At 67.3% G+C, this 23,809-nt stretch carries 22 protein-coding genes and 1 tRNA gene; 8 read left to right on the forward strand and 15 right to left on the reverse strand.

From position 1 onward, the window contains the following. Window positions 1-150: 150 nt before the first annotated feature. The 6 genes from AC1D2H_RS23215 to cysS form a co-directional block, all read right to left on the reverse strand. Window positions 151-244, reverse strand: a tRNA-Ser gene (locus tag AC1D2H_RS23215). 201 nt (window positions 245-445) lie between these two features. After that, window positions 446-1,720 (reverse strand): aspartate kinase, encoded by a 1,275-nt coding sequence (locus AC1D2H_RS23220; RefSeq protein WP_477928367.1) that lies wholly within the window; start codon window positions 1,718-1,720, stop codon window positions 446-448. A gap of 60 nt (window positions 1,721-1,780) precedes the next feature. Then, window positions 1,781-3,085, reverse strand: a complete 1,305-nt coding sequence (tilS, locus tag AC1D2H_RS23225; RefSeq protein ID WP_478012619.1) for a tRNA lysidine(34) synthetase TilS — start codon at window positions 3,083-3,085, stop codon at window positions 1,781-1,783. Continuing rightward, the gene (locus AC1D2H_RS23230; RefSeq protein WP_477928371.1) at window positions 3,054-4,025 is read right to left on the reverse strand and encodes an acetyl-CoA carboxylase carboxyltransferase subunit alpha; all 972 of its coding nucleotides are present in this window, start codon (window positions 4,023-4,025) and stop codon (window positions 3,054-3,056) included. The genes tilS and AC1D2H_RS23230 overlap by 32 nt, the downstream gene beginning before the upstream one ends. Before the next feature lie 61 nt (window positions 4,026-4,086). Next, complete coding sequence (locus AC1D2H_RS23235; RefSeq protein WP_478012620.1) at window positions 4,087-4,716, reverse strand: DNA-3-methyladenine glycosylase family protein; 630 nt, start codon at window positions 4,714-4,716, stop codon at window positions 4,087-4,089. Further along, a complete protein-coding gene (gene cysS / locus AC1D2H_RS23240; RefSeq protein WP_478012621.1) occupies window positions 4,716-6,089 on the reverse strand; it encodes a cysteine--tRNA ligase in 1,374 nt (457 codons plus the stop codon). Before cysS ends, AC1D2H_RS23235 begins: the two co-directional genes overlap by 1 nt. Before the next feature lie 158 nt (window positions 6,090-6,247). Between cysS and AC1D2H_RS23245 the strand changes: the two genes are divergently transcribed. The 5 genes from AC1D2H_RS23245 to AC1D2H_RS23265 are packed head-to-tail and all read left to right on the forward strand — an operon-like array spanning window position 6,248 to window position 9,362. Further along, the gene (locus tag AC1D2H_RS23245; protein WP_477928376.1) at window positions 6,248-6,748 is read left to right on the forward strand and encodes a tetratricopeptide repeat protein; all 501 of its coding nucleotides are present in this window, start codon (window positions 6,248-6,250) and stop codon (window positions 6,746-6,748) included. Window positions 6,749-6,761: 13 nt separating this feature from the next. Further along, window positions 6,762-7,349, forward strand: a complete 588-nt coding sequence (locus AC1D2H_RS23250) for a peptidylprolyl isomerase (protein ID WP_477928378.1) — start codon at window positions 6,762-6,764, stop codon at window positions 7,347-7,349. Continuing rightward, window positions 7,346-7,843, forward strand: coding sequence for a peptidylprolyl isomerase (locus AC1D2H_RS23255; RefSeq protein WP_477928380.1), 498 nt, complete (start codon window positions 7,346-7,348; stop codon window positions 7,841-7,843). The genes AC1D2H_RS23250 and AC1D2H_RS23255 overlap by 4 nt, the downstream gene beginning before the upstream one ends. Continuing rightward, complete coding sequence (locus tag AC1D2H_RS23260; protein ID WP_478012622.1) at window positions 7,840-8,586, forward strand: UDP-2,3-diacylglucosamine diphosphatase; 747 nt, start codon at window positions 7,840-7,842, stop codon at window positions 8,584-8,586. Before AC1D2H_RS23255 ends, AC1D2H_RS23260 begins: the two co-directional genes overlap by 4 nt. Then, window positions 8,586-9,362: a M90 family metallopeptidase gene (locus tag AC1D2H_RS23265; protein ID WP_477928401.1), complete on the forward strand. Its 777-nt coding sequence runs from the start codon at window positions 8,586-8,588 to the stop codon at window positions 9,360-9,362. Before AC1D2H_RS23260 ends, AC1D2H_RS23265 begins: the two co-directional genes overlap by 1 nt. Window positions 9,363-9,410: 48 nt before the next feature. On the opposite strand, the gene clpA is transcribed toward AC1D2H_RS23265, so the two are convergent. Together clpA and clpS are read right to left on the reverse strand one after the other, a co-directional pair. Further along, complete coding sequence (clpA, locus tag AC1D2H_RS23270) at window positions 9,411-11,738, reverse strand: ATP-dependent Clp protease ATP-binding subunit ClpA (protein WP_478012623.1); 2,328 nt, start codon at window positions 11,736-11,738, stop codon at window positions 9,411-9,413. Beyond that, entirely contained in the window at window positions 11,735-12,115 is a 381-nt protein-coding gene (clpS, locus tag AC1D2H_RS23275) for an ATP-dependent Clp protease adapter ClpS (protein ID WP_478012624.1), read from the reverse strand. Before clpS ends, clpA begins: the two co-directional genes overlap by 4 nt. Window positions 12,116-12,297: 182 nt before the next feature. Between clpS and AC1D2H_RS23280 the strand changes: the two genes are divergently transcribed. After that, window positions 12,298-12,549, forward strand: coding sequence for a cold shock domain-containing protein (locus tag AC1D2H_RS23280; protein WP_477928403.1), 252 nt, complete (start codon window positions 12,298-12,300; stop codon window positions 12,547-12,549). Between the two features lie 161 nt (window positions 12,550-12,710). After that, window positions 12,711-14,948 carry an NADP-dependent isocitrate dehydrogenase gene (locus AC1D2H_RS23285; protein ID WP_478012625.1) on the forward strand — a complete coding sequence of 746 codons (2,238 nt, stop codon included), beginning with the start codon at window positions 12,711-12,713 and terminating at the stop codon, window positions 14,946-14,948. A gap of 314 nt (window positions 14,949-15,262) precedes the next feature. On the opposite strand, the gene icd is transcribed toward AC1D2H_RS23285, so the two are convergent. The 3 genes from icd to hemN are packed head-to-tail and all read right to left on the reverse strand — an operon-like array spanning window position 15,263 to window position 18,586. Further along, window positions 15,263-16,519 carry an NADP-dependent isocitrate dehydrogenase gene (gene icd, locus AC1D2H_RS23290; RefSeq protein ID WP_477928388.1) on the reverse strand — a complete coding sequence of 419 codons (1,257 nt, stop codon included), beginning with the start codon at window positions 16,517-16,519 and terminating at the stop codon, window positions 15,263-15,265. 58 nt (window positions 16,520-16,577) lie between these two features. Next, complete coding sequence (locus AC1D2H_RS23295) at window positions 16,578-17,204, reverse strand: urease accessory protein UreH domain-containing protein (protein ID WP_478012626.1); 627 nt, start codon at window positions 17,202-17,204, stop codon at window positions 16,578-16,580. After that, window positions 17,204-18,586: an oxygen-independent coproporphyrinogen III oxidase gene (hemN, locus tag AC1D2H_RS23300; RefSeq protein WP_477935566.1), complete on the reverse strand. Its 1,383-nt coding sequence runs from the start codon at window positions 18,584-18,586 to the stop codon at window positions 17,204-17,206. Before hemN ends, AC1D2H_RS23295 begins: the two co-directional genes overlap by 1 nt. Before the next feature lie 107 nt (window positions 18,587-18,693). Here hemN and fnr point away from each other — a divergent pair, with 107 nt between their 5' ends. Continuing rightward, window positions 18,694-19,452, forward strand: coding sequence for a fumarate/nitrate reduction transcriptional regulator Fnr (gene fnr, locus AC1D2H_RS23305; RefSeq protein WP_477935570.1), 759 nt, complete (start codon window positions 18,694-18,696; stop codon window positions 19,450-19,452). Between the two features lie 212 nt (window positions 19,453-19,664). Here the strand turns inward: fnr and AC1D2H_RS23310 are convergent, their stop codons facing one another. The 4 genes from AC1D2H_RS23310 to AC1D2H_RS23325 form a co-directional block, all read right to left on the reverse strand. Further along, window positions 19,665-20,000 carry a BON domain-containing protein gene (locus tag AC1D2H_RS23310; protein WP_477935564.1) on the reverse strand — a complete coding sequence of 112 codons (336 nt, stop codon included), beginning with the start codon at window positions 19,998-20,000 and terminating at the stop codon, window positions 19,665-19,667. Window positions 20,001-20,187: 187 nt separating this feature from the next. Beyond that, on the reverse strand, window positions 20,188-21,600 hold the full coding sequence (locus AC1D2H_RS23315) for a sigma 54-interacting transcriptional regulator (RefSeq protein ID WP_478012627.1): 1,413 nt from the start codon (window positions 21,598-21,600) through the stop codon (window positions 20,188-20,190). 223 nt (window positions 21,601-21,823) lie between these two features. Then, on the reverse strand, window positions 21,824-22,285 hold the full coding sequence (locus AC1D2H_RS23320; protein WP_478012628.1) for a hypothetical protein: 462 nt from the start codon (window positions 22,283-22,285) through the stop codon (window positions 21,824-21,826). Then, the gene (locus AC1D2H_RS23325) at window positions 22,269-23,789 is read right to left on the reverse strand and encodes a sensor histidine kinase (protein WP_478012629.1); all 1,521 of its coding nucleotides are present in this window, start codon (window positions 23,787-23,789) and stop codon (window positions 22,269-22,271) included. The genes AC1D2H_RS23320 and AC1D2H_RS23325 overlap by 17 nt, the downstream gene beginning before the upstream one ends. Window positions 23,790-23,809 lie beyond the last annotated feature (20 nt).

Consider the following 23,809-nt stretch of genomic DNA (forward strand, 5'->3'; position numbering starts at 1 on the left):
CGCTATGCAGCGATCATAAATAAGCGGATTGGCGCCTGATTTGGCAAATTTGGACGCGAAACGATCAATTCGTGACGAATCGCCCGGAAGCACGCCGTTTGAACGCCGGAAAAGAAAAAGCCCGTCACGAGGACGGGCTTTGGTGTGTTCTGGAGGAGACGGAGGGATTCGAACCCTCGATTCGCGTTTTAGCGCAAATACTCCCTTAGCAGGGGAGCACCTTCGGCCACTCGGTCACGTCTCCAGCACAGCCCCGCATTCTATACCAGCGCGGAAGGCTCCCAGAGAAATCGGTCAGCCAATTTATGTCGCAGCTTCAGCGGGCCGAGCGCCGGGCCGCTCCCTAGCCGGCCCGCCTTGGGCGATGTGCTTGCCGGTCAATCCGGCAAGCATCGCCGTCCCCCCGGGGGACCGGCCAAGGTACTCCTTGGACGAGGGGCCTACTTCAGGCGGCGGCTTCCTGATCGAGATCGAAAGCCTTGTGCAGCGCGCGCACCGCCAGCTCCATGTACTTCTCGTCGATGACGACGCTGGTCTTGATCTCGCTGGTGGAGATCATCTGGATGTTGATGCCCTCTTCGCTCAGTGCACGGAACATCTTGCTGGCCACGCCGACATGCGAGCGCATGCCGATGCCGACGATGGAGACCTTGCAGATCTTGGGGTCGCCGACGACCTTGCTGGCATTGGTGGCCGGGCCGACGGTGTTCTGCAGCAACTCCATCGTGCGCGCGTAGTCGTTGCGGTGCACGGTGAAGGAGAAGTCGGTCTTGCCGTCGTGGGAGACGTTCTGGATGATGACGTCGATGTCGATGTTGGCCTCGGCCACCGGGCCCAGGATCTGGAAGGCGATGCCGGGCTTGTCGGGCACGCCGAGCAGCGTCACCTTGGCCTCGTCACGGTTGAAGGCAATGCCCGAAACGACGGCTTGTTCCATGTTCTCGTCCTCTTGTTCGAAAGTGATCAGCGTGCCGGAGGCGGCCTCTTCAGTGATGTCGATATCCCAGGGCGTGAAGCTGGACAGCACGCGCAGCGGCACGCGGTACTTGCCGGCGAACTCCACGGAGCGGATCTGCAGGATCTTGGAGCCGAGCGACGCCATCTCCAGCATTTCCTCGAAGGTGATGGTGCTCAGGCGCCGTGCCTCGGGCACCACGCGCGGGTCGGTCGTGTAGACGCCGTCCACATCGGTATAGATCAGGCACTCGGCCGCCTTCATCGCCGCGGCGATGGCCACGGCCGAAGTGTCGGAGCCGCCGCGGCCCAGCGTCGTGATGTGGCCCTCGGGGTCGATGCCCTGGAAGCCCGTGATGACCACCACCTTGCCAGCGGCCAGGTCGGCGCGCACGCGGACATCGTCGATGCTCTCGATCCGGGCCTTGGTGAAGGACGAATCGGTGGCCACCGGCACCTGCCAGCCGGCATAACTGACCGCCTCCAGGCCTTCGGCCTGCAACGCGATCGCCAACAGCCCGACAGAGACCTGCTCGCCGGTGGCGGCGATGGCATCCATCTCGCGCATCACGGCCGCGGTCTGGCTGGCGGGCGCCAGTTCCTTGGCCAGGCCGAGCAGGCGGTTGGTTTCGCCGCTCATGGCCGAGGGCACCACCACCATCTGGTGGCCGGCGCGCACCCATTTGGCGACGCGCTTGGCCACGTTGCGGATGCGATCGGTGGACCCCATCGAGGTGCCGCCGTACTTGTGGACGATCAGAGCCATGTGTTTGAGCGAAGGCTGAAGATGGAGCCGCCGGGACGGCATGCTCGCAAACCCCTGATTTTATGCGGCAGTCCCGCCCTCGCCTTCGCTCTGCGGCAAGGCTGAATCCTCCAGCCAGCGCAAAGACAGCTGCGGCTCATCTTGATTGACGAAGGCACGGGCGTCCATGCCCAGCCCGGCCGCGGCCACGAGGCGCTGCTGGGCATCGAAAAGCAGGGGGCCGCCGCGCCGCCACGGCGGCAGTCCGGCCTCCTGGCAGGCCTTCTTCAAGCTGCGCGGCAGGGAGGCGGGGGCGCGCTGGAATTGCTCGCCGCCGTCGCGGCCGCGCTGGGTCAGCCGCGCAAGCCGTTCAGGCGCGATGCCGGGTGAGGCCGGCTCGACGAGCCAGGCTCCCTGCCAGCCGGCCTGTGGGTGCAGGCCGGGGCGGCTCAGGTCGATGGCCGACGGCGGCGCCGACGACACCGATGCCGCGGCCCAGTACAGGCCATCGCGGTAGGCATGCAGGGCGCCACCGGGCGCGGGCCATGACAGCGTCGCCTCCGGGCGCCATTCGGCCAGCAAGCGCCCGACGAGGCTGGCCGGCGCCGCGGTGAATTGCGACAGCCAGGCCCGCAGCGCATTGCTGGCGCGGGCGGGCGAAAGACGCGACAAGGCCGGCAGATCCAGCCGCTCGACGCTCGCAATACCAGCGAGGTCGGACGCCGCGACCTCGGCCGCCAATTCGCTCGCCTGCTGGGCCCATCGCGCCGACAGAGCCAACGCAGCCTCGGCCGCCGGGAAGGCCGGCCACAGCGTCTGGCGCAGCCGGTTGCGGGCGTAGCGCGGGTCGGCGTTGCTCGGATCCTCTATCCAGCTCAGCCCCTGCTGCTCGGCATAGGCGCGGATCGCGGCGCGGGGCTGGTCCAGCCAGGGACGCGCCCAGCAGAGGCCGTCGCGCCATTGCGCCTTCGGCATGCCCGCCAGGCCCGCCGGGCCGGCACCCCGCAAGGCCTGCAGCAGAAAGGTTTCCGCCTGGTCCTGGCGGTGGTGGGCCAGCAGCAGCAGATCGGCGCCGGCGTCGACGGCCATCTCGTGCAGCGCGCGGTGCCGGCCCTCGCGGGCCCAGGCTTCGACGCTGTCACCGCGGGCGGGCGCGCCGCTCAGTCGCGTGCTGGCGAAGCCGGCACCCAAGCCGCCGGCAACCCGCTCGCAATGCGCGGCCCAGTCATCGGCCTGCGGCTGCAGGCCATGGTGGACGTGAAAGGCAACGACCCTGGTGCCGGCCGCCGCTAGAACGGTGGCATGCAACAGGGCCGTGGAGTCGAGGCCGCCGCTGAAAGCGACCGCTACGCAATCACCGGTTCTTGGTGTCGCCGAATCGGCCATAGGCCTGCAGGCGCTCGTAGCGGCGGTCCAGCAGCTCGCGGGTCTTGAGGTCGCTGACCTGGCGCAGCGAGTCGCTCAGCGCGCGCTTCAGGTTGGACGCCATCTGCTTGGCGTCGCGGTGGGCGCCGCCGATCGGCTCGCTGACGATCTTGTCGATCAACCCCAGCGCCTTCAGGCGATGGGCCGTGATGCCCAGGGCCTCGGCCGCGTCCGACGCGCGCTCGCTGCTCTTCCACAGGATGGAGGCACAGCCTTCGGGCGAGATGACGGAATAGGCCGCGAATTGCAGCATCAGCACCTGGTCGGCCACGCCGATGGCCAGCGCCCCGCCGGAGCCGCCTTCGCCGATGACGGTGGCGATGATGGGCACTTCGAGCTGCGCCATCTCGAGGATGTTGCGGCCGATGGCCTCGCTCTGGCTGCGCTCCTCGGCACCGATGCCGGGGTAGGCACCCATGGTGTCGATGAAGGTGAAGACGGGCAGGCCGAACTTCTCGGCCAGCTTCAGCAGGCGCAGGGCCTTGCGATAGCCCTCGGGGCGCGGCATGCCGAAGTTGCGCAGCGTGCGCTCCTTGGCGTCGCCGCCGCGCTGATGGCCGATGACCATGCAGGCCTGGCCGTTGAAGCGCGCGATGCCGCCGACGATGGCGGCATCGTCCGCGAAGTGGCGGTCGCCGTGCAGTTCCTGGAACTCGGTGAAGACTTCCGCGCAGTAGTCCAGCGTCTGCGGGCGCTGCGGGTGGCGGGCAATCTGGTAGACCTGCCAGGGCGCGACGTTGGAGTAGACGTCCTTGGTCAGCTGCTGGCTCTTCTTCGAGAGGCGGTCGATCTCTTCGGAGATGTCGACGGCCGACTCGCTCTGCACATAGCGCAGCTCTTCGATCTTGGTCTCGAGCTCGGCAATGGGCTGCTCGAACTCTAGAAAGTGCTTTTTGCTCATCAGTCGTCCTGATATCAGATACCCACCTCTTCCAGCCGCGTGGAGCCGGCAGGGGGGCGGGCTAGTAATCCACCGGTAGGGGATCCAGGCTGCGCCAAATGTACCAAACCGCTACCGAACGGTAGGGTGCCCAGGCGTCGCCGACTTCGCGCGCCTCGGCGCGGGACACGGGTTCGCCCGAGAAGTAGTTCAAGCCGATGCCCTTCAACAGGCCCACATCATCCAGGGGCATCACGTTGGGGCGCATCAGGTGAAAAATCAAGAACATCTCGGCCGTCCAGCGGCCGATGCCGCGAATGGCGACCAATTCCTCGATGATGGCTTCGTCGTCCATCTGCGCCCATTGGCGCACATGTACCTGGCCGGAATTGAAATGTTCGGCCAAGTCGCGCAGGTATTCGACCTTGCGGGCCGACAAGCCGGCGACGCGCTGCTCCTCCACACCCAGGGCCAACACGGCAGCGGGCTGGAATTTGGCCATCAGCGCCACCCAGCGGGTCCAGACCGACTGCGCCGCCTTGACCGAGATCTGCTGGCCGACGATGGAGCGGGCCAGCGTGGCGAAGGCGTCGCCACGGCTTTGCAGGCGGGCCTCGCCGAACTGCGGGATGAGCTTCTTCATGACCCGGTCGCGCTTGACCAGGTGCTTGCAGGCCTCGTCCCAGTAGGCCGGGATCACTTCGGGCGGCATCAGCTCTTCACCCAGGTCGTGCCGTCGGCACCGTCCTTCAGCATGATGCCCTTGGCCGTCAGCTCGGCGCGGATGGCGTCGGCGCCGGCAAAGTCCTTGGCGGCCTTGGCCGCGGCACGCGCGGCGATGCGCTCCTCGATCCAGGCCGCGTCGTCACCACCCGAGCCGCCCTGCAGATAGGCGCGCGGCTCCTGCTGCAGGATGCCCAGCACGCCGGCCAGCGCCTTCAGCAGCCCGGCCCGCTGGGGCGAGCGGTCGCGGTTGACCTCGTTGACGAGGTCGAACAGCACGGCGATGGCGCCGGGGGTGCCGAAGTCCTCGTCCATCGCCGTCTTGAAGGCGGCGGCGCTGGGCTCGGCCCAGTCGATGGCGACATCGGCGGGCGGCACGGCGTCCAGGGCCGTGTACAGCCGCGTCAGCGCGTTGCGCGCGTCTTCGAGATGCGCGTCGCTGAAATTGAACGGCCGGCGGTAGTGGGTGCGCAGCATGAAGAAGCGCAGCGTCTCGCCGTCGAACTTCTGCAGCACGTCGCGGATGGTGAAGAAGTTGCCCAGGCTCTTGGACATCTTCTCGCCGTCGACATTCAGGAAGCCGTTGTGCAGCCAATACTTCGCGAAGTCGTAGCCGGCACCCTCGCTCTGGGCGATCTCGTTCTCGTGGTGCGGGAACTGCAGGTCCGTGCCGCCGCCATGGATGTCGAAGCTTTCGCCGAGCAGCGCGCAGCTCATGGCCGAGCACTCGATATGCCAGCCGGGGCGGCCTTCGCCGAAGGGGGCGGCCCACTTGGCGTCGGCCGGCTCCTCGGCCTTGGCGGCCTTCCAGAGCACGAAGTCCAGCGGGTCGAGCTTGCCGTCGTCCACGGCCACGCGCTCACCGGCGCGCAAGTCGTCCAGCTCCTTGCCGCTCAGCTTGCCGTAGCCGTCGAATTTGCGTACGGCGTAGTTCACGTCGCCGCCTTCGGCGCGATAGGCCAGGCCGCGCTGCTCGAGGCGCTCGATCAGCGACAGCATCTGCGGCACGTACTCGGTCGCGCGCGGCTCGTGGTCGGGTCGCAGCAGGCCGACGGCGGCGAAATCCTCATGCATCGCGGCGCTCATCTCTTCGGTGAGCTGGCGGATCGTGATGCCGCGCTCGACGGCGCGCTTGATGATCTTGTCGTCGATGTCGGTGATGTTGCGCACATAGGTGACGCCATACCCGCTGGCGCGCAGCCAGCGATAGATGACGTCGAACGCCATGTTCATGCGCAGATGGCCCATGTGGCAGAGGTCGTAGACGGTGATGCCGCAGACGTACATGCGCACTTGGCCAGGCACGAGCGGTTGGAAGTCTTCGAGATCTCGGCTGAGGGAGTTGTGAACGCGCAGGGACATGAAAAACGAGGGCAGCAGCCACCAACAAGAAGCCCCGCACCGGGTCCGCCCAGGCGGGGCTCATAGAATGAATTCAGTATAGCGGCCGACCTTTGTTGTCGTCCTTCCTGCCGCCCCCCGCGTCTACCCTCATGCGCCTGCCACTCCACATCCTTCTGATGCCCGTCGTGCTGGTCCTGGCGCTGGCCGCGGTGCCGGCCCGGGCCGACGATCTCGCCAGCGCCCAGCGCCTGTGGCTGGCCGGCCAGAAAGGCCAGGCCGTCGAACAGCTCGAACAGGCCCTGACCCGCCAGCCCGACGACCTGCAACTGCGCTTCGCCCTGGGCGTCATGCGCATGGAGCTCGGCCAGCGCCCCCAGGCGATGCTCATCTTCACCCGCCTCACGCAGGACTTCCCCGATCTGGCCGACCCCTACAACAATCTCGCCGTGCTGCATGCCGCCGCCGGCGAACTTGACGAAGCCAAGAGCGCGCTGGAGCAGGCACTGCGCCTGCATCCCGAGCATGCCCAGGCCCAGGAAAACATGGGCGACGTGCTGGTGCGCCTGGCCCTGCGCGCCTACCAGCGAGCCCAGAAGGCCGCGCTGATGCCCAGCGACACGCTGGCCGGCAAGATCAACCGCACGCTGGCCCTGACCCGCGAGCTGCGCACCCGCTAACCCCCCGCCTCCCATGACCAAGCTCCTTCCCCTTTTCCTCGCCGGCCTGCTGGCCACGCTCGGCGCCCAAGCCCAGACCGTCAGGCTGCAGACGACCGAGGGCGACATCCGCATCGAGCTGAACGCCGAGAAGGCGCCCAAGTCCGTCGCCAACTTCGTGCAGTATGTGAAGGCCGGCCACTACAACGGCATCGTCTTCCACCGCGTCATCGAGAACTTCATGATCCAGACCGGCGGCTATGACGCCAAGCTGGCCCAGCGCCCGCAGCAGATGCTGCAACCGCGCCCCGTCAAACCGCCCATTCCGCTGGAATCGCACAATGGCCTGAGCAATGTGCGCGGCAGTATCGCGATGGCGCGCACCAACGACCCCAACTCGGCCACCGCCCAGTTCTTCATCAACGTGGCCGACAACATCGCGCTGGACGGCGAGCCGGACAATCCGGCCACCGGCTATGCCGTCTTCGGCCAGGTCATCGAGGGCATGGACGTGGTCGACAAGATCCGCACGACCCCGGTCGCGCCCTATCAGATGCACCAGCATCTGCCCGTCAAAGCCATCATCATCAACAAGGCTCTCATCGAGCCCGCCAAAAAATGAGCCAAGTCAAACTCACCACCAACCACGGCGACATCCTCATCGAGCTGGACGCCGAGAAGGCCCCGCTGTCGGTCGCCAACTTCCTCAGCTACGTCCGCAGCGGCCACTATGACGGCACGGTGTTCCACCGCGTCATCAAGGGCTTCATGGTCCAGGGCGGCGGCTTCGCGGTCGGCATGAACCAGAAGCCCACCGAGGCGCCGATCCAGAACGAGGCCAACAACGGCCTGAAAAACGCCCACTACACGCTGGCCATGGCGCGCACGAATGCGCCGCACTCGGCCACGGCGCAGTTCTTCATCAACACGACCAACAACGGCTTCCTGGACTTCAAGTCCGAGAGCCCGTCCGGCTGGGGCTATGCCGTCTTCGGCAAGGTCGTCGAGGGCAAGGACGTCGTCGACAAGATCGAGAAGTCCAAGACCGCCACCAAGGGCGGCCATGGCGACGTGCCCGTCGAGGACGTCATCATCGAGAAAGCCGTCGAGGTTTGATCCACACGCTGACGGCCCCGGCGCRGTGGCAGCAGGTCGACCTGCTGTCCGATCTGCACCTCGGGCCTGACACGCCGGCAACGACCGCCCGGCTTGAGCAACACCTCGCCGAGACGCCCGCGCAAGCGGTGCTGCTGCTCGGCGACATCTTCGAGGTCTGGGTCGGTGACGACGCCCGCCATGAGCCCTTCGAGGCCGGCGTCGTGCGCCTGCTGCGCGATGCGTCGCGGCGGCTGGACCTCTTCTTCATGCACGGCAACCGCGACTTCCTCGTCGGTGCGGATCTGCTTGCGGACGCCGGCATGACTGCCCTGCCCGACCCCAGCGTGCTGGACGCCTTCGGCCGGCGCTGGCTGCTCGTGCATGGCGACGCCCAATGCCTGGCCGACACGGCCTACCAGGCCTTTCGCCGCCAGGTGCGTTCGCCGCAATGGCAGGCCGAGCTGCTGGCCCAACCGCTGGCCGCTCGCCAGGCACTTGGCCGGCAGATGCGCGAAGGCAGCCGCGCCGCCCAGGCAACGCAGCTGATGGCCACCGACCTCGACGCCGAGGCCTGCCGAGCGCTGCTGCGCGAGGCGGGTGCGACGACGATGATCCACGGTCACACCCACCGCCCCGCGCTGCACAGCCTGGGTGACGGTCTGCAGCGCGTCGTGCTGTCCGACTGGGATCCCGAGGCCCTACCGCCGCGCGGCGACGTGATCCGTCTGTCGGCCGCTGGCCTGCAACGCCTGCCGCTGTGATCCTGAAAGCCTTGCGCAGTTGGCGTGAACAGCGCGCCCTCGACCGCCATGCCATCCCCGATGCGCTGTGGCAGTTGACGCTGCTGCGCTACCCCTTCCTGGCTCAGCGCAGCAAGGACGACCTCACTGAGTTGCGGCGGCTGTCCAGCCTCTTCCTGTCGACCAAGGAATTCCACGGTGTCGGCGGCTTCGAGGTCAGCGACGAGGTGGCCGTGGCCGTCGCGGCCCAGGCCTGCCTGCCGGTGCTGCGGCTGGGCCTGTCCTGGTATGACGGCTTTGTCGGCATCGTCATGCATGAGGGCGAAGTGGTCGCCCAGCGCCGCTTCGAAGACGAGGACGGCGTCGTCCACGAGTACGACGAGGAACTGGCCGGCGAGGCCATGGAAGGCGGGCCGCTGATGCTGACCTGGAATGCCATCGCCGTCAGCGACGACCCGGCCGAGTTCGGCGCTGATGCGGTCTACAACGTCGTCATCCACGAGTTCGCCCATGTCATCGACATGCGCGATGGCATGGCCGATGGGGTGCCGCCGCTCGATGCGACGGAGCGCGAACGCTGGATCACCGTCATCGACGCCGAGTGGGAGAAATTCTGCGAGCGCATCGACGCCGGCGAGGAAACCTTGATCGACCCCTATGGCGGCGAGGCCGTCGAGGAGTTCTTCGCCGTCGCGGCAGAGGCCTTCTTCGTAGCGCCGGCCGCGATGCGCGCCGAGGAGCCCGCGATGTACGAGTTGCTGGCGGGCTTCTTCCGGCAGGACCCGGCCACGGGCTGAAATGAAAAAGGGACGCCGCAGCGTCCCTTCGCGTTCAGGCCTGATGGCTCAAGCCGTCGCCGGCTCCGCCTTGGGCTTGTTGTCCTTGGCCGGCTTGGGCGGCGTGGGCTGGATGTCCAGCACCGTCTCGCCCTTGTCGTCCACATCCACGCTGAGGCGGCCACCGTCGACCAGCTTGCCGAACAGCAACTCGTCGGCCAGCGCGCGGCGGATGGTGTCCTGGATGAGGCGCTGCATCGGCCGCGCCCCCATCAGCGGATCGAAACCCTTCTTGGCGAGATGCTTGCGCAACGCGTCGGAGAAGCTGACCTCGACCTTCTTCTCCTGCAGCTGGCTTTCCAGTTGCAGCAGGAACTTGTCGACCACGCGCAGGATGATTTCCTCGTCCAGCGGGCGGAAGGACACGATGGCATCCAGGCGGTTGCGGAACTCCGGCGTGAACAGGCGCTTGATGTCGGCCATCTCGTCGCCCTGCTGGCGCGAGTTGGTGAAGCCGATGGTGGCCTTGTTCAGTGCCTCGGCGCCCGCATTCGTCGTCATGATGATGATGACGTTGCGGAAGTCGGCCTTGCGCCCGTTGTTGTCGGTCAGCGTGCCGTGGTCCATGACCTGCAGCAGCACATTGAAGACGTCCGGGTGGGCCTTCTCGATCTCGTCGAGCAGCAGCACCGCATGCGGCTTCTTGGTGACGGCCTCGGTCAGCAGGCCGCCCTGGTCGAAACCGACATAGCCCGGAGGCGCGCCGATCAGGCGGCTGACCGCATGGCGCTCCATGTATTCCGACATGTCGAAGCGGATCAGCTCGATGCCCAGGATGTAGGCGAGCTGCTTGGCCACTTCCGTCTTGCCGACGCCCGTCGGGCCGCTGAAGAGGAATGACCCGACCGGCTTGTCCGGCCGGCCCAGGCCCGAACGCGCCATCTTGATGGCGGCGGCCAGCGCGTCGACGGCCGGGTCCTGGCCGAACACGACGCTCTTCAGGTCGCGGTCCAGCGTCTTGAGCTTGCTGCGGTCGTCGCTGTTGACCGATGCGGGCGGGATGCGCGCGATCTTGGCGACGATGTCCTCGACCTCGGTGCGGGTGATGGTCTTCTTCTGCTTGCTCTTGGGCAGGATGCGCTGGGCGGCACCGGCCTCGTCGATGACGTCGATGGCCTTGTCGGGCAGGTGGCGGTCGTTGATGTACTTGGCCGACAGCTCAGCGGCCGCCTGCAGCGCGCCCAGGGCGTACTTGACCGAGTGGTGCTCCTCGAAGCGGCTCTTCAGCCCCTTCAGGATCTCGATGGTCTGCTCGACCGAGGGCTCGGGCACGTCGATCTTCTGGAAGCGGCGGCTCAGTGCAGCGTCCTTCTCGAAGATGCCGCGGTATTCGGTGAAGGTGGTCGCACCAATGCACTTCATCGCCCCCGAGCTGAGGGCGGGCTTGAGCAGGTTGCTCGCGTCCAGCGTGCCGCCCGACGCCGCACCGGCGCCGATCAGCGTGTGGATCTCGTCGATGAACAGCACGGCATTGGGCTGGTCCTTCAGCGCCTTCAGCACCGCCTTCAGGCGCTGCTCGAAGTCACCCCGGTACTTGGTGCCAGCCAGCAGCGCGCCCATGTCCAGCGAATAAACGACGCTGTCCGCCAGCACTTCGGGCACTTCGCCCTCGGTGATGCGCCAGGCCAAGCCTTCCGCGATGGCGGTCTTGCCGACGCCAGCCTCGCCCACCAGCAACGGGTTGTTCTTGCGCCGGCGGCACAGCACCTGCACGACGCGCTCGACCTCGGCCTCGCGACCGATCAGCGGATCGATCTTGCCGTCCTTGGCGAGCTGGTTGAGGTTCTGCGTGAACTGCTCCAGCGGCGACGCCTTGGCGCTGCCGCCCTCGCCTTCCTCGCGCTCGCCCTCCTGGCCACCGGGCGCCTGGCCCTCGGGGTTCTTGGGCGGCTCGGGGTCGGTCTTCTTGATGCCGTGGGCAATGAAGTTGACGACGTCCAGGCGCGTGACACCCTGCTGGTGCAGGTAGTAGACGGCGTGCGAATCCTTCTCGCCGAAGATCGCCACCAGCACGTTCGCGCCGGTCACTTCCTTCTTGCCGCTGCCGGTGCTCTGCACATGCATGATGGCGCGCTGGATGACGCGCTGAAAGCCCAGCGTGGGCTGGGTGTCCACCTCGTCGCTGCCGCCCACCATGGGCGTGTTTTCCTTGATGAACTGCGTCAGGCTCTTGCGCAGGTCGTCCAGGTTGGCGGCGCAGGCGCGCAGCACCTCGGCCGCGCTGGGATTGTCCAGCAGCGCGAGCAGCAAGTGCTCGACGGTGATGAATTCGTGCCGCTGCTGGCGTGCTTCGACAAACGCCATGTGCAAACTGACTTCAAGCTCTTGCGCAATCATGCGGCCTCCATAATGCACTGCAGGGGGTGGCCGGCACGCCGTGAGGCGGCCAGAACCAGCTCCACCTTGGTCGCGGCGACGTCTTTGGTGAACACACCGCAGACCCCGCGACCCTCATGGTGGATTTTGAGCATGATCTGCGTCGCCGTATCGAGGTCATGCCGGAAAAATTCCTGCAGAACCATGACTACAAACTCCATTGGCGTGAAATCGTCGTTCAGCAGCAGAACCTGGTAGAGCCGGGGGGGCTCGGTTTTCTGCGTCTGGCGCTCGACGACGACCGCCCCGTCGCCTTYGTCCTTGCCCGGCTTCAGAGGAGGCACGGGCGGGGGCGGAGTCGACTGGTTTCGCGGTAAAGAAACGGGGAGCACAGGCATGTCGGGATTCTATCGACGGGGGTATTCCTCGCGCCGACCGCGGGCAAGTGGCGACACCCCCCGAAATTGCAAGTAGCTTCGGGTCAACCCGGCCGGGAAGGTCCCGAATTGACGCTTTTTATTGCGCTACCAGAATGCGTCCGCCTCCGTCGAGAGGTGCCACAGAGAATGGAGACAAGATGATGGCGCTGGGCAAAGTCAAGTGGTTCAACGATGCCAAGGGCTTCGGATTCATCGAGCCGGAGGCGGGCGGGGATGACGTCTTCGCCCATTTTTCAGCGATCCAGATGGAAGGCTTCCGGACGCTGAAACAGGGCAGCCAGGTGCAGTTCGACCTGGTGCAGGGTCCCAAAGGCCAGCTCGCCCAGAACATCACGCCCATGGAAGCCGCTGCCCTCGCCGCCGAGCAGCAGCAACAGCAACTGGCGTCCTGAACTGAGCTCGCCCATCAAAAGCCCCGTGGACTGACGCCACGGGGCTTTTGCATTGGCGGGCCCGCTCGACCGGCAAGCGCCCCGGCTTGCTAGAGTTACGTGTTGCGCGCACCGCCCAGGCGCTGCCCGCAACAGGATTGCCCATCTACCGGAACACGCTCATGACCGCCGAAAAGACCCAGATTGTTTACACGTTGACCGACGAAGCCCCCCGCTTGGCCACTGCATCGCTGCTTCCGGTCGTGCAGGCCTTTGCGGCGGCGGCGGACATCGACGTCGTCACCAGCGACATCTCGGTGGCCGGCCGCGTCCTCGGCCAGTTCCCTGAACTGCTGACGCCGGAGCAGCGCGCCCCCGACAACCTGGCCGCACTGGGCAAGCTGACGCTCAAGCCCCAGGCCAACATCATCAAGCTGCCCAATATCAGCGCCTCGGTGTCCCAGTTGAAGGCCGCCATCAAGGAACTGCAGGGCAAGGGCTATGCGATCCCGGACTACCCCGAGAAGCCGGAGACCGACGAGCAGAAGGACATCCGCGCCCGCTACAACAAGTGCATCGGCTCGGCCGTGAACCCGGTGCTGCGTGAAGGCAACTCCGACCGCCGCGCGCCCAAGGCCGTCAAGGAATACGCCCGCAAGAACCCGCACCGCATGGACGACTGGAGCCAGGCCTCGCGCTCCCACGTCTCGCACATGCACGACGGCGACTTCTATCACGGCGAAAAGTCCATGACGCTGGACCGCGCCCGCGACGTCAAGATGGAGCTCCTCACCAAGAGCGGCAAGACCATCGTGCTGAAGCAGAAGGTCGCGCTGCTGGACCGCGAGGTGGTGGACTCGATGTTCATGAGCAAGAAGGCCCTGCTGGCCTTCTATGAAAAGGAGATCGAGGACGCGCGCAAGACCGGCGTGATGTTCTCCCTGCACGTGAAGGCCACCATGATGAAGGTGTCCCACCCCATCGTGTTCGGCCACTGCGTGCGCATCTTCTACCGCGAGGCCTTCGAGAAGCACGCCAAGCTGTTCGACGAGCTGGGCGTCAACGTCAACAACGGCATGGTGGACCTGTACACCAAGATCGCCACGCTGCCGCAGAGCACGCAGGACGAGATCAAGCGCGACCTGCATGCCTGCCACGAACACCGCCCCGAGCTGGCCATGGTCGATTCGGCCAAGGGCATCACCAACTTCCATTCACCCAACGACGTCATCGTCGACGCCTCCATGCCGGCCATGATCCGCAGCGGCGGCAAGATGTACGGTGCCGACGGCCGCCTGAAGGACGTCAAGGCCGTGATGCCGGAGTCGACCTTCGCCCGCATCTACCAGGAGATCATCAACTTCTGCAAATGGCATGGCGCCTTCGACCCGCGCACCATGGGCACCGTGCCCAACGTCGGCCTGATGGCCCAGCAGGCCGAGGAATACGGCTCGCACGACAAGACCTTCGAGATTCCCGAAGACGGCGTCGCCAACATCACCGACCTCGCCACCGGCGAAGTGCTGATGAGCGAGGACGTCGAGCAGGGCGACATCTGGCGCATGTGCCAGTGCAAGGACGCCGCCATCCGCGACTGGGTGAAGCTGGCCGTCACGCGCGCCCGCAACTCCGGCATGCCGGTGGTGTTCTGGCTGGACCAGTACCGCCCGCACGAGGCGCAGCTGATCACCAAGGTCAAGATGTATCTGCACGAGCACAACACCTCGGGCCTGGACATCCAGATCATGAGCCAGGTGCGCGCGATGCGTTACACGCTGGAGCGCGTCATCCGCGGCCTGGACACCATCAGCGCCACCGGCAACATCCTGCGCGACTACCTGACCGACCTCTTCCCCATCATGGAGCTGGGCACCTCGGCCAAGATGCTGTCCATCGTGCCGCTGRTGGCTGGTGGCGGCATGTACGAGACCGGCGCCGGCGGCTCGGCCCCCAAGCATGTCCAGCAGCTGGTGGAGGAAAACCACCTGCGCTGGGATTCGCTCGGTGAGTTCCTGGCACTGGCGGTGAGCCTGGAAGACGTCGGCATCAAGACCAAGAACGCCAAGGCCAAGGTGCTGGCCAAGGCGCTGGATGCCGCCACCGGCAAGCTGCTGGACAACGGCAAGGGCCCGAGCCCCAAGACGGGCGAACTCGACAACCGCGGCAGCCATTTCTACCTGACGCTGTACTGGGCCCAGGCCCTGGCCGAGCAGACGGAGGACGCCGAACTGGCCGCCCATTTCAAGCCCCTGGCCGAGACGCTGACCGCCAACGAAGCCAAGATCGCCGACGAACTGAAAGCCGTCCAGGGCCAGCCGACGGACATCGGCGGCTACTTCCTGCCGGACACGGCCAAGCTGGACAAGGTCATGCGCCCCAGCGCCACGTTCAATGCGGCGCTGGCGTCGCTGGCCGGCTGATGCAGCGCTGCTGAAGCGAAAGGGCGCCGGTGGCGCCCTTTTTTGCTTTTAGCAGCTGCGTTGCGTTTTCACGCTCAGGTGAAGTCCGTAATGCAACAGCAAGCCAACGGGCTGATTTATTCCATACAGTCTGATACCAGGCGTTGACCTTATGCAATGCCTGCTAACGGATGGCTCGTGAAGCACCACGAGCCCTCCCAAAACCCCGGCCCGACGCCGGGGTTTTCCTTTTTGGGGCCGCTGCGGGCAACAAAAAGCCCCGCGCTCCTGCGAGGCGGGGCTGGCAAGCCGGAACCGGGCCGGGCCCCGCCGCGTCACTGCATCTGGTCGATCATGACCTGACCGAAGCCCGAGCACGACACCTGCGTCGCGCCGTCCATCAGGCGGGCGAAGTCATAGGTCACCTTCTTGCTCAGCACGGCCTTTTCCATGGCGCTGATGATGAGGTCGGCAGCCGCCGTCCAGCCCATGTGGCGCAGCATCATCTCGGCGGACAGGATCTCCGAGCCCGGGTTCACATAGTCCTTGCCGGCGTACTTGGGCGCCGTGCCGTGGGTGGCCTCGAACATCGCGATGGAGTCGCTCATGTTGGCGCCCGGCGCGATGCCGATGCCGCCGACCTGGGCGGCCAACGCGTCGGAGATGTAGTCGCCGTTCAGGTTCAGCGTCGCGATGACGCTGTACTCGGCCGGGCGCAGGATGATCTGCTGCAGGAAGGCGTCGGCGATGCTGTCCTTGATGGTGATGTCCTTCCCCGTCTTCGGGTTCTTGAACTTGCACCACGGGCCGCCATCGATGGGCTGGGCGCCGAATTCCTTCTGCGCCAGCGCATAGGCCCAGTCACGGAAGCCACCCTCGGTGAACTTCATGATGTTGCCCTTGTGCACGATGGTCACGCTGGGCTTGTTGTTGTCGATGGCGTACTGGATGGCCTTGCGCACCAGGCGCTCGGTGCCTTCACGGCTGACCGGCTTGATGCCGATGCCCGAGGTGTTCGGGAAGCGGATCTTCTTGACGCCCATTTCGTCCTGCAGGAACTTGATGAGCTTCTTCGCCTTGTCGCTCTCGGCCTCGTACTCGATGCCGGCGTAGATGTCCTCCGAGTTCTCGCGGAAGATGACCATGTCGACCTTGTGGGGCTCCTTCACGGGGCTGGGCACGCCGTCGAAGTACTGCACCGGGCGCAGGCAGACGTAGAGGTCCAGCTCCTGGCGCAGCGTGACGTTCAGCGAGCGGATGCCGCCGCCCACGGGCGTGGTCAGCGGCCCCTTGATGGAGACGACATAGTCCCTCACGGCCTGCAGCGTCTCGTCAGGCAGCCACACATCGGGGCCATAGACCCGGGTGCTCTTCTCGCCGGCGTAGACCTCCATCCAGTGGATCTTCTTGCTGCCGCCATAGGCCTTGGCCACGGCCGCGTCCACCACCTTGAGCATGACGGGCGTGATGTCCAGGCCGGTGCCGTCGCCTTCGATGTAGGGAATGATGGGATGGTCGGGCACGTTCAGGGAGAAGTCGGCATTGACCGTGATCTTCTGGCCGCCTTCCGGCACCTTGATGTGTTGGGACATGAATGGGGGCTCCGCGACAGGACGAGTGAAATCGAAACCCGGCGAGTTTATGGCCGGCTCAGCAGGCCAGCAGCTGCCGCTGCCACACCCCATGCAGCAAACCCCATGCGGCACCGGCGGCCAACGCCAGCCCGGCCATTCGCAGTGCCAGCACCTCGCCGCCCGCGCCGCGCCGCAGCAGCCGCGCGCGCCACAGCGGCGCGATGACGAGGCCCGGCGTGCTGGCCAGCGCGAAGCCGGCCATCGCCGCGGCGCCGCTCCAGGGCGAACCCGACAGCCCCGCCAGCAGCAGGGCCGCGTGCAGCAAGCCGCAGGGCATCGCCACCCAGGCCACGCCCACGGCGAAGGCGTGGCGCGGCTGCGGGCGCCAGCGCACGGCCCCCAGCCACGCCGGCACGCGGCCACGCGCCAGCAGCGTGAGGCCGAACAGCAGCAGCGCCGCCTGCAGCAAGGCCCAGGCAGGTTGCAGCAGCGTGACGCTCTGGGACGCGCGTGCCAGCGCTGCGGCGGACGCCGCCGCCACGGCGCCGCCAGCCGCGTAGCCCAGCAGCCGGCCGGCCAGCAGCTTGGTCGGCTGCCGGCCGGCGGCCAGTGCGCAGGGCGCACTGCACATGGCCGCGCAATGCGGCATGCCGGCCAGGCCCATCAGCGTGACTGACGCGATGAGCGCAGCATCGAGCGCCATCAGATGATCTTGGAGAAGCGCTCGCGGCTGGCGTCGGCCTGCAGATAGCGGTCGAAGACCAGGGCCACGGCGCGCACGAAATACCAGCCCAGCGGCGTGAGCTGGATGGCGCCGGGTTCCAGCACGACCAGGCCCTGGTCCGCGAGCTGGCCGAGGCGCTCGAACTCGGGTGCGAAGTAGGCGGGCACGTTGACGAGGTAGGACGCCGCGATGGACTCGAACTCCACGCGGCCCTGGCACATCAGCGCCATGATGACGGCGCGGCGCAGCAGGTCATCGCGCGTCAGGGCCAGGCCGCGCTGCACGGGCAGCTGGCGTTGACGCAGGGCGTCCTCGTACTCGTCCATGGTCTTGGCGTTCTGCGCATAGGTGGCGCCCACGCGGCTGATGGACGACACGCCCAGGCCGACGAGGTCGCAGTCCGGCTGCGTGGAATAGCCCTGGAAACCGCGGTGCAGCAGGCCCTGGCGCTTGGCCACGGCCAGCGAGTCTTCCGGCAGCGCGAAATGGTCCATGCCGATATAGGTGTAGCCCTCGCCCAGCAGCGCACTGATCGCGCCGGACAGCATGGCCAGCTTGTCACCCGCAGGGGGCAGCAACTCGGCCACGATGCGGCGCTGCGGCTTGAAGCGCTGCGGCAGGTGGGCATAGGCGTACATCGCGATGCGGTCCGGGCGCAGTTCCGCCACCTGGGCGATGGTGCGGGCGAAGCTCGCCGGTGTCTGCAGCGGCAGGCCGTAGATCAGGTCGACGTTGGTGGATGAGAACCCCAGTTCGCGGGCCCGCAGCATCAGCGCGGCCACCTGCTCCAACGGCTGCACGCGGTGCACGGCCTTCTGTACGGCGGCATCGAAGTCCTGCACACCGAAGGACAGGCGGTTGAAGCCCAGGCCACGGAGATGCGCCAGCCGCGCGGCGTCCACCGTGCGCGGGTCCACCTCGATGGACAGCTCGGCACCCGGCAGCAGCTTGAAGCGCCGGTGCAGCGCGTCCATCAGCGAGCTCAGCTCGGTGTCGGACAGGAAGGTCGGTGAGCCACCGCCCAGGTGCAACTGCGATACCGGCGCCGTGCCTCCCATGGCCTCGGCGACCAGGTCCATCTCCACTTCCAGCGCGGCCAGGTAGGGCTGGGCGCGCTCATGGTGCTTGGTGATGATCTTGTTGCAGGCGCAGTAATAGCAGAGCTGCTCGCAGAACGGGATGTGGACATAGACCGACAGCGGCTGCGCCGTGCCGCGCTGGCGCAGCGCCTGCAGGTGCTGAGGCCCCTGGTAGGCCTCGACCAGGCGGTCGGCGGTGGGATAGGACGTGTAGCGTGGGCCGGCCACGTCATGGCGGCGCAGCAGGTCGGCATCGATGGGGCGGTCTGTGACAGCGGGCATGCCCTCACTGTGCCGACAGGAACAACCCAGGGCGTTGATCCAGGTCAAGGCCGCTGCGGGTGCCGCCGAGAACAATGTGTTCCATGCTGACCACCCTGACTAGCCCGATGAGCGTGCCGATCACTCCCGACATGCCCTCGAAGCCCTGCTCCGCGCTCGAGCCCCTCAAGGTGGCCTGCGCCAGCTGCAATCTGCGGGAACTCTGCCTGCCCGTGGGCCTGAACGCCGGCGAGCTGCAGAAGCTCGACGGCCTGGTGGAGAAGCGCCGCAGCGTGCAGCGTGGCGACCACCTGTTCCGCAACGGCGACCGCTTCGAGGCCCTGTACGCGGTGCGCACCGGTTTCTTCAAGACCTGCGTCGGCAGCGAGGACGGCCGCGACCAGGTGACCGGTTTCCAGATGGCAGGCGAGCTGCTGGGGCTGGACGGCATCAGCAGCGACCACCACCACTGCAACGCGGTCGCGCTGGAGGACTCTTCCGTCTGCGTGATCCAGTACCGCGACCTGGAAGCCCTGTCGCGCGAGTTCAACGTGCTGCAGCACCAGTTCCACAAGATCATGAGCCGCGAGATCGTTCGCGACCACGGCGTCATGCTGCTGCTGGGCAATATGCGCGCCGAGGAGAGGCTCGCGGCCTTCCTGCTGAACCTGACGCAGCGCCTGCAGGCGCGCGGATTCTCGGCGTCCAGCCTGGTGCTGCGCATGACGCGCGAAGAGATCGGCAGCTACCTCGGACTCAAGCTGGAGACCGTCAGCCGCACCTTCTCCAAGTTCCAGGAGGACGGGCTGATGGAGGTCAAGCAGCGCCAGTTGCGCATCCTCGATCAGGCGGGGCTGCAGGCGCTGGTCAACAACTCCCGAGTTTGAGTTGAAGCCCCTCGTCCAGCCCGGCCCTGCTGAACGCGGGCAGAGCTGGCCGGTCCCCCGAGGGGACGGCGATGCTTGCGGCATTGAGCCGCAAGCACATCGCCCAAGCGGGCCGGCTTGGGGCGGCCCGGCGCTCGGCCCGGAAATCTGGGGTCACGCGAAAAAAGGCCCCGCGGGGGCGCGCGGGGCCTCGAGATCGAAGGTGACGGCGATCAGCCGACCTTGATCTCGTTGCGCACTTCCTTCACGCCCGGCACGGCCGACACGAGCAGCACGGCCTTCTGGGCCAGGTCTGCCGTGGGCGCCGCGCCCTTCAGCACGATCACGCCGGCGCTGGTGCTGCTGACGGTCAGCGGCAGCGCCTGCAGGTCCTTGTCCTTTTGCAGGGCGGCCTGGGCCTGGCTGGTAATGGCGGCGTCACCTGCCGGCTGAGCCTGCGCGACCTGTTGGTCCGGGGCCGGTGCTTGATCGGCCGCAAAGCTCGCGGTCGCGGCACCCGCCATCAGGGCGGCAGTCAGCAGTCGGGCGAAGGTGGATGTTTGTCGCATGCAAATCTCCTGAGGATGCGTGAATCGAAGGCGGCACCGGGCGGCGCCACAAACGGCTTAGCGCAAGGCCTGTGCCAACCTGCGATTTCCCTTGCAGATCAAGCACTTGCAAAAAAACTCGGGGGTGAACAGCGGCCCAGGGCGGCACTTTTGTCGCCGGGTGGCGACAGGCTGCGCGGCTGCGGCGCTAAGCGCTTGATTCGTCTGACAGTTTCTTGTCGCCGGATGCCGACGCGGGCGCTAGGGGGGCCGCCTCCGCACGGAACAACTGCGGGTCCAGGCCATGCTTTTGCAGCAGGCGATAGAACTCGGTGCGGTTGCGGTCGGCCAGGCGCGCCGCCTCGGCCACCTGGCCCGAGGTCAGCTTCAGCAACTGGTTCAGGTAGTCGCGCTCGAAGCGCTGCTTGGCATGCTGGTAGTTCAGCACTTCGGCCGGCGGCATCTGCAGCGCGCGCTGCACCTGGGCCAGCGGCAGCAGCGGTGCTGTCGCCAGCACGCAGACCTGCTCGACGACGTTGTAGAGCTGGCGCACATTGCCCGGCCAGGGCGCTGTCACCAGGGCCTCCAGCGCATCGGGTGCAAAGCCCTTGACCGGCTTGCGGTGGCGCTCGGCCAGCGTCTGCAGGAAATGCTGGGCCAGCAAGGCGATGTCCTCGCGCCGCTCGGCCAGTGCCGGCAGGCTCAGCTTGACGACATTGAGCCGGTAGTAGAGGTCAGGCCGGAACAGGCCCTCCGTCATCGCCAGTTCCAGGTCGCGGTGCGTGGCCGACAGCAGGCGAACATCCACCGCCACGGCGTCATTGCTGCCCACCGGCCGCACGACGCGCTCTTGCAGCACGCGCAGCAGCTTGACCTGCAGGGCCAGCGGCATGTCGCCGATCTCGTCGAGGAAGACCGTGCCGCCCTCGGCCGCCGGGATCAGGCCCTGTCTATGCCCTTGCGCGCCGGTGAAGGCTCCCTTCACATGGCCGAAGAGTTCGGATTCGAGCAGGGCCTCCGGGATGGCGGCGCAGTTCACCGCAATGAAGGGCTTGGTCGCGCGCGGGCTGGCCTTGTGGATGGCGCGGGCCAGCAACTCCTTGCCGCTGCCGCTGTCGCCGGCGATCAGCACGCTGGCATCGGTGCCCGCCACCAGGCGCGCCTCGGCCAGCACCTCGGCCATGCGCGGGCTGCGGCTGATGATCTCGCTGCGCCAGGCGCCATCGCCGCCGAAGGGCGCGGGACCAGGCCGGTTCAGCAGCAGGGCCTGGTTGATCTTGTCCAGCAGCTCCTTGCCGTCATAGGGCTTGGTCAGATAGGCATGGGCGCCGCGCGTCGTCGCCTCGACGGCATCGGGGATGCTGCCGTGGGCGGTCAGCAGGATGACGGGCAGCGAGGGGTGGCGGGCGCGGATCTCGTCGAACAGGGCCAGGCCGTCCAGGCCGGGCAGGCGCACGTCGGTGATGACGAGGGCCGGCAGCTTGACGGCCAGGTGGGCCAGCGCCGCCTCGGCGCTGGAGACGGCCTGCACCGCGTGGCCGGCGGCCGTCAGGCGCATCGTCATCAGGCGCAGCAGGTCGGTGTCGTCGTCGACGACGAGGATGGTGGCTTGTGCCGTCATGCAGACTCCTGTCGGGTCTCGCGGGGCGAGCGCCGGGCCGCTTCCAAGCCGGCCCGCCTTGGGTGATGTGCTTGCCGGTCGATCCGGCAAGCATCGCCGTCCCCTCGGGGGCTGAGCCCGGACACATCCCGCCCAGTGGGCGGGATGTGCCTGGCGAAGAGCTGCGGCCCAAACCGCAGCGCGGCCTGCAAGGCCGGCCAAGGTACTCCTTGGACGAGGGGTTTCATTTCGCGCCCGGCTTGGCCGGCAGCGTCTGTTCGATGGCCTTCAGCGCTTCGAGCTTCTCGTTGAGCTGTTCGGTGCGGCGCTGGGCGTCGCGCAATTGCTGGCCGAGCTTGTCGAGGTTGTCCTGCAGCCGGCGTTGCTCGGCCAGCCGCGTGCTCATCAGGGAGGCCAGCGGCTTCAGGGGTTCGAGCAGCGGGTCGGTCGACGTGCCGAGCGCGTCGAGCTGGGCGGCGGCCTGGGCCTGCTCGGCGGCGCTGCGGCCCTGGCCGAGCTGCCAGGCCTTTTGCAGATCGGCCGCATAGCCCTGCAGGGCCTTGACGCCCTCGTCGCTGGCGGCCGGCGGCGCGGGCGGCTCCGGGCAGACCGGCGCGGGCGGCGTTGTCGGCGCTGTTGGCGCGGGTGCCGGCGTCTGGCAGGCGGCCAGCAGCAGCAAAAGGGCAATCTCAAGCAGTCTTCGCATGGGGAATCTCGATCCGGAAATGGGCACCGCGCGCGCTGGCCAGCAGCCGGCAGCTGCCGCCATGGGCCTGCACGACCTCGCGCACGATGGACAGGCCGACACCACTGCCGCGACGAGCGCCCGGCGGCTGGTGACGGCCTTGGTAGAAGGGGTCGAAGATGCGTGGCGCGTCCTCGGCCGCCACGCCGCTGCCCTCGTCGGCGCAGTCGATGCGCACGCCGGCCACGTCATGCGCCAGCGTCAGCGTCACGCTGCCGCCCGGCGGGCTGAAGCGCACCGCGTTGACAAGCAGGTTGGCGAGCACGGCCGCCAGCTTGTCGCCGTCCACGAGGACCTCGCATTCGGCCGCATCGATGCGCATCTGCAAATCCCTGGCCCGCCACAGCAGCCGCTGATCGTCGACGACACGTTCCAGCAGCGCCTTCAGCTCCACGGGACGGCGGCGCAACTGCTGGGCGTCGGACGCCAGCGCCTGGTAGCTCAGCAGGCCCTCGATCTGCAGCTGCAGGGCCGCGCTGTTGTCGCCGAGGATGCGCACGATCTCGGCCTGGTCGGCCGTCAGCGGCCCGGCCACGCCATCACGCAGCAGGGCCGCGCCCTCGCGGATGGAGGCCATGGGCGTCTTCAGCTCGTGCGAGATGTGGCGCACGAAACGGGTCTTGTCGGACTCCAGCGTCGCCAGGCGCTGGCGCAGCCACTCCAGCTGGCGGCCCAGCCGGCGCAGGTCGACCGGGCCGCTGATCTGCACCGGTTCATCGAAGTGGTTGTCACCGAGCCGGCCGATGGCCGCCTCGACATGGGTCAACGGCCGCAGCAGCCAGTGACCGAAGCTGAAGGCCAGCAGCACCGCCAGCACGCTGGCACCGACGACGAGGGCGCTGATGAGCCGGCGCTGTTGTTCCAGCTCGGCCAGCACGGCATCGCTGCGTCTGTCCATGGCCTGCTGGCTCTGCTGCGCCAGCGCCTGGTTGATGCCATGCAGGCGCGCGAACAGCGGGGTCAAGCGCTGCAGGGCGGGCTGTCGCAGTCGGCCGGGCGTTTGCAGGATGCGCCAGGCGGCATCGGCCTGGGCGCCCCAGTCGGCGAAGAGCTGGTGCGTCGCCGGCTCGGTCAACGCATGGGCGAGTTCGGACTGCGTGTCGCGCGCCTCCTGCCAGGCGGCCTGGAAGCGCTCGCGCAAGGCCCCGTCATCCAGCACCAGGAACTGGCGCGCGCTGCGCTCCATCGCCACCGTGCGCTCGGCCAGGCGCTGCACCTGGGCCGTCAGGGCGGCGGCGTCCTGAGAGGCTTCGCGGCCCTGCAGGGCCACATGCTCCAACGCCAGCATGGCCTGGGCCGCGGCACCGCCCAGGGCCATGGCGATCAGCAGGAAGACCGCGAGCAGGCCCTGGCGGAAGGACAGGCCGCGCAGGCCTTCGTTGCGCAGGCGCTGCCAGGCCGAGTCGGCGCTGGACGTGGGCTCGGGTCGGGGATGGGCGGGCGCGGTGAGGGAATCGACAGACATCGTGCAGGACGCGCCGCATG

The organism is Roseateles sp. P1_C1_2 (genome assembly GCF_056406535.1).

Bases quoted from the DNA above. Each gene is read 5' to 3' on its own strand.
- AC1D2H_RS23220 (WP_477928367.1), bottom strand. From the start codon at position 1,720: ATGGCTCTGATCGTCCACAAGTACGGCGGCACCTCGATGGGGTCCACC.
- tilS (WP_478012619.1), bottom strand. From the start codon at position 3,085: ATGGCCGATTCGGCGACACCAAGAACCGGTGATTGCGTAGCGGTCGCT.
- AC1D2H_RS23230 (WP_477928371.1), bottom strand. From the start codon at position 4,025: ATGAGCAAAAAGCACTTTCTAGAGTTCGAGCAGCCCATTGCCGAGCTC.
- AC1D2H_RS23235 (WP_478012620.1), bottom strand. From the start codon at position 4,716: ATGCCGCCCGAAGTGATCCCGGCCTACTGGGACGAGGCCTGCAAGCAC.
- cysS (WP_478012621.1), bottom strand. From the start codon at position 6,089: ATGTCCCTGCGCGTTCACAACTCCCTCAGCCGAGATCTCGAAGACTTC.
- AC1D2H_RS23245 (WP_477928376.1), top strand. From the start codon at position 6,248: ATGCCCGTCGTGCTGGTCCTGGCGCTGGCCGCGGTGCCGGCCCGGGCC.
- AC1D2H_RS23250 (WP_477928378.1), top strand. From the start codon at position 6,762: ATGACCAAGCTCCTTCCCCTTTTCCTCGCCGGCCTGCTGGCCACGCTC.
- AC1D2H_RS23255 (WP_477928380.1), top strand. From the start codon at position 7,346: ATGAGCCAAGTCAAACTCACCACCAACCACGGCGACATCCTCATCGAG.
- clpA (WP_478012623.1), bottom strand. From the start codon at position 11,738: ATGATTGCGCAAGAGCTTGAAGTCAGTTTGCACATGGCGTTTGTCGAA.
- AC1D2H_RS23280 (WP_477928403.1), top strand. From the start codon at position 12,298: ATGGCGCTGGGCAAAGTCAAGTGGTTCAACGATGCCAAGGGCTTCGGA.
- icd (WP_477928388.1), bottom strand. From the start codon at position 16,519: ATGTCCCAACACATCAAGGTGCCGGAAGGCGGCCAGAAGATCACGGTC.
- AC1D2H_RS23295 (WP_478012626.1), bottom strand. From the start codon at position 17,204: ATGGCGCTCGATGCTGCGCTCATCGCGTCAGTCACGCTGATGGGCCTG.
- hemN (WP_477935566.1), bottom strand. From the start codon at position 18,586: ATGCCCGCTGTCACAGACCGCCCCATCGATGCCGACCTGCTGCGCCGC.
- fnr (WP_477935570.1), top strand. From the start codon at position 18,694: ATGAGCGTGCCGATCACTCCCGACATGCCCTCGAAGCCCTGCTCCGCG.
- AC1D2H_RS23310 (WP_477935564.1), bottom strand. From the start codon at position 20,000: ATGCGACAAACATCCACCTTCGCCCGACTGCTGACTGCCGCCCTGATG.
- AC1D2H_RS23315 (WP_478012627.1), bottom strand. From the start codon at position 21,600: ATGACGGCACAAGCCACCATCCTCGTCGTCGACGACGACACCGACCTG.
- AC1D2H_RS23320 (WP_478012628.1), bottom strand. From the start codon at position 22,285: ATGCGAAGACTGCTTGAGATTGCCCTTTTGCTGCTGCTGGCCGCCTGC.
- AC1D2H_RS23325 (WP_478012629.1), bottom strand. From the start codon at position 23,789: ATGTCTGTCGATTCCCTCACCGCGCCCGCCCATCCCCGACCCGAGCCC.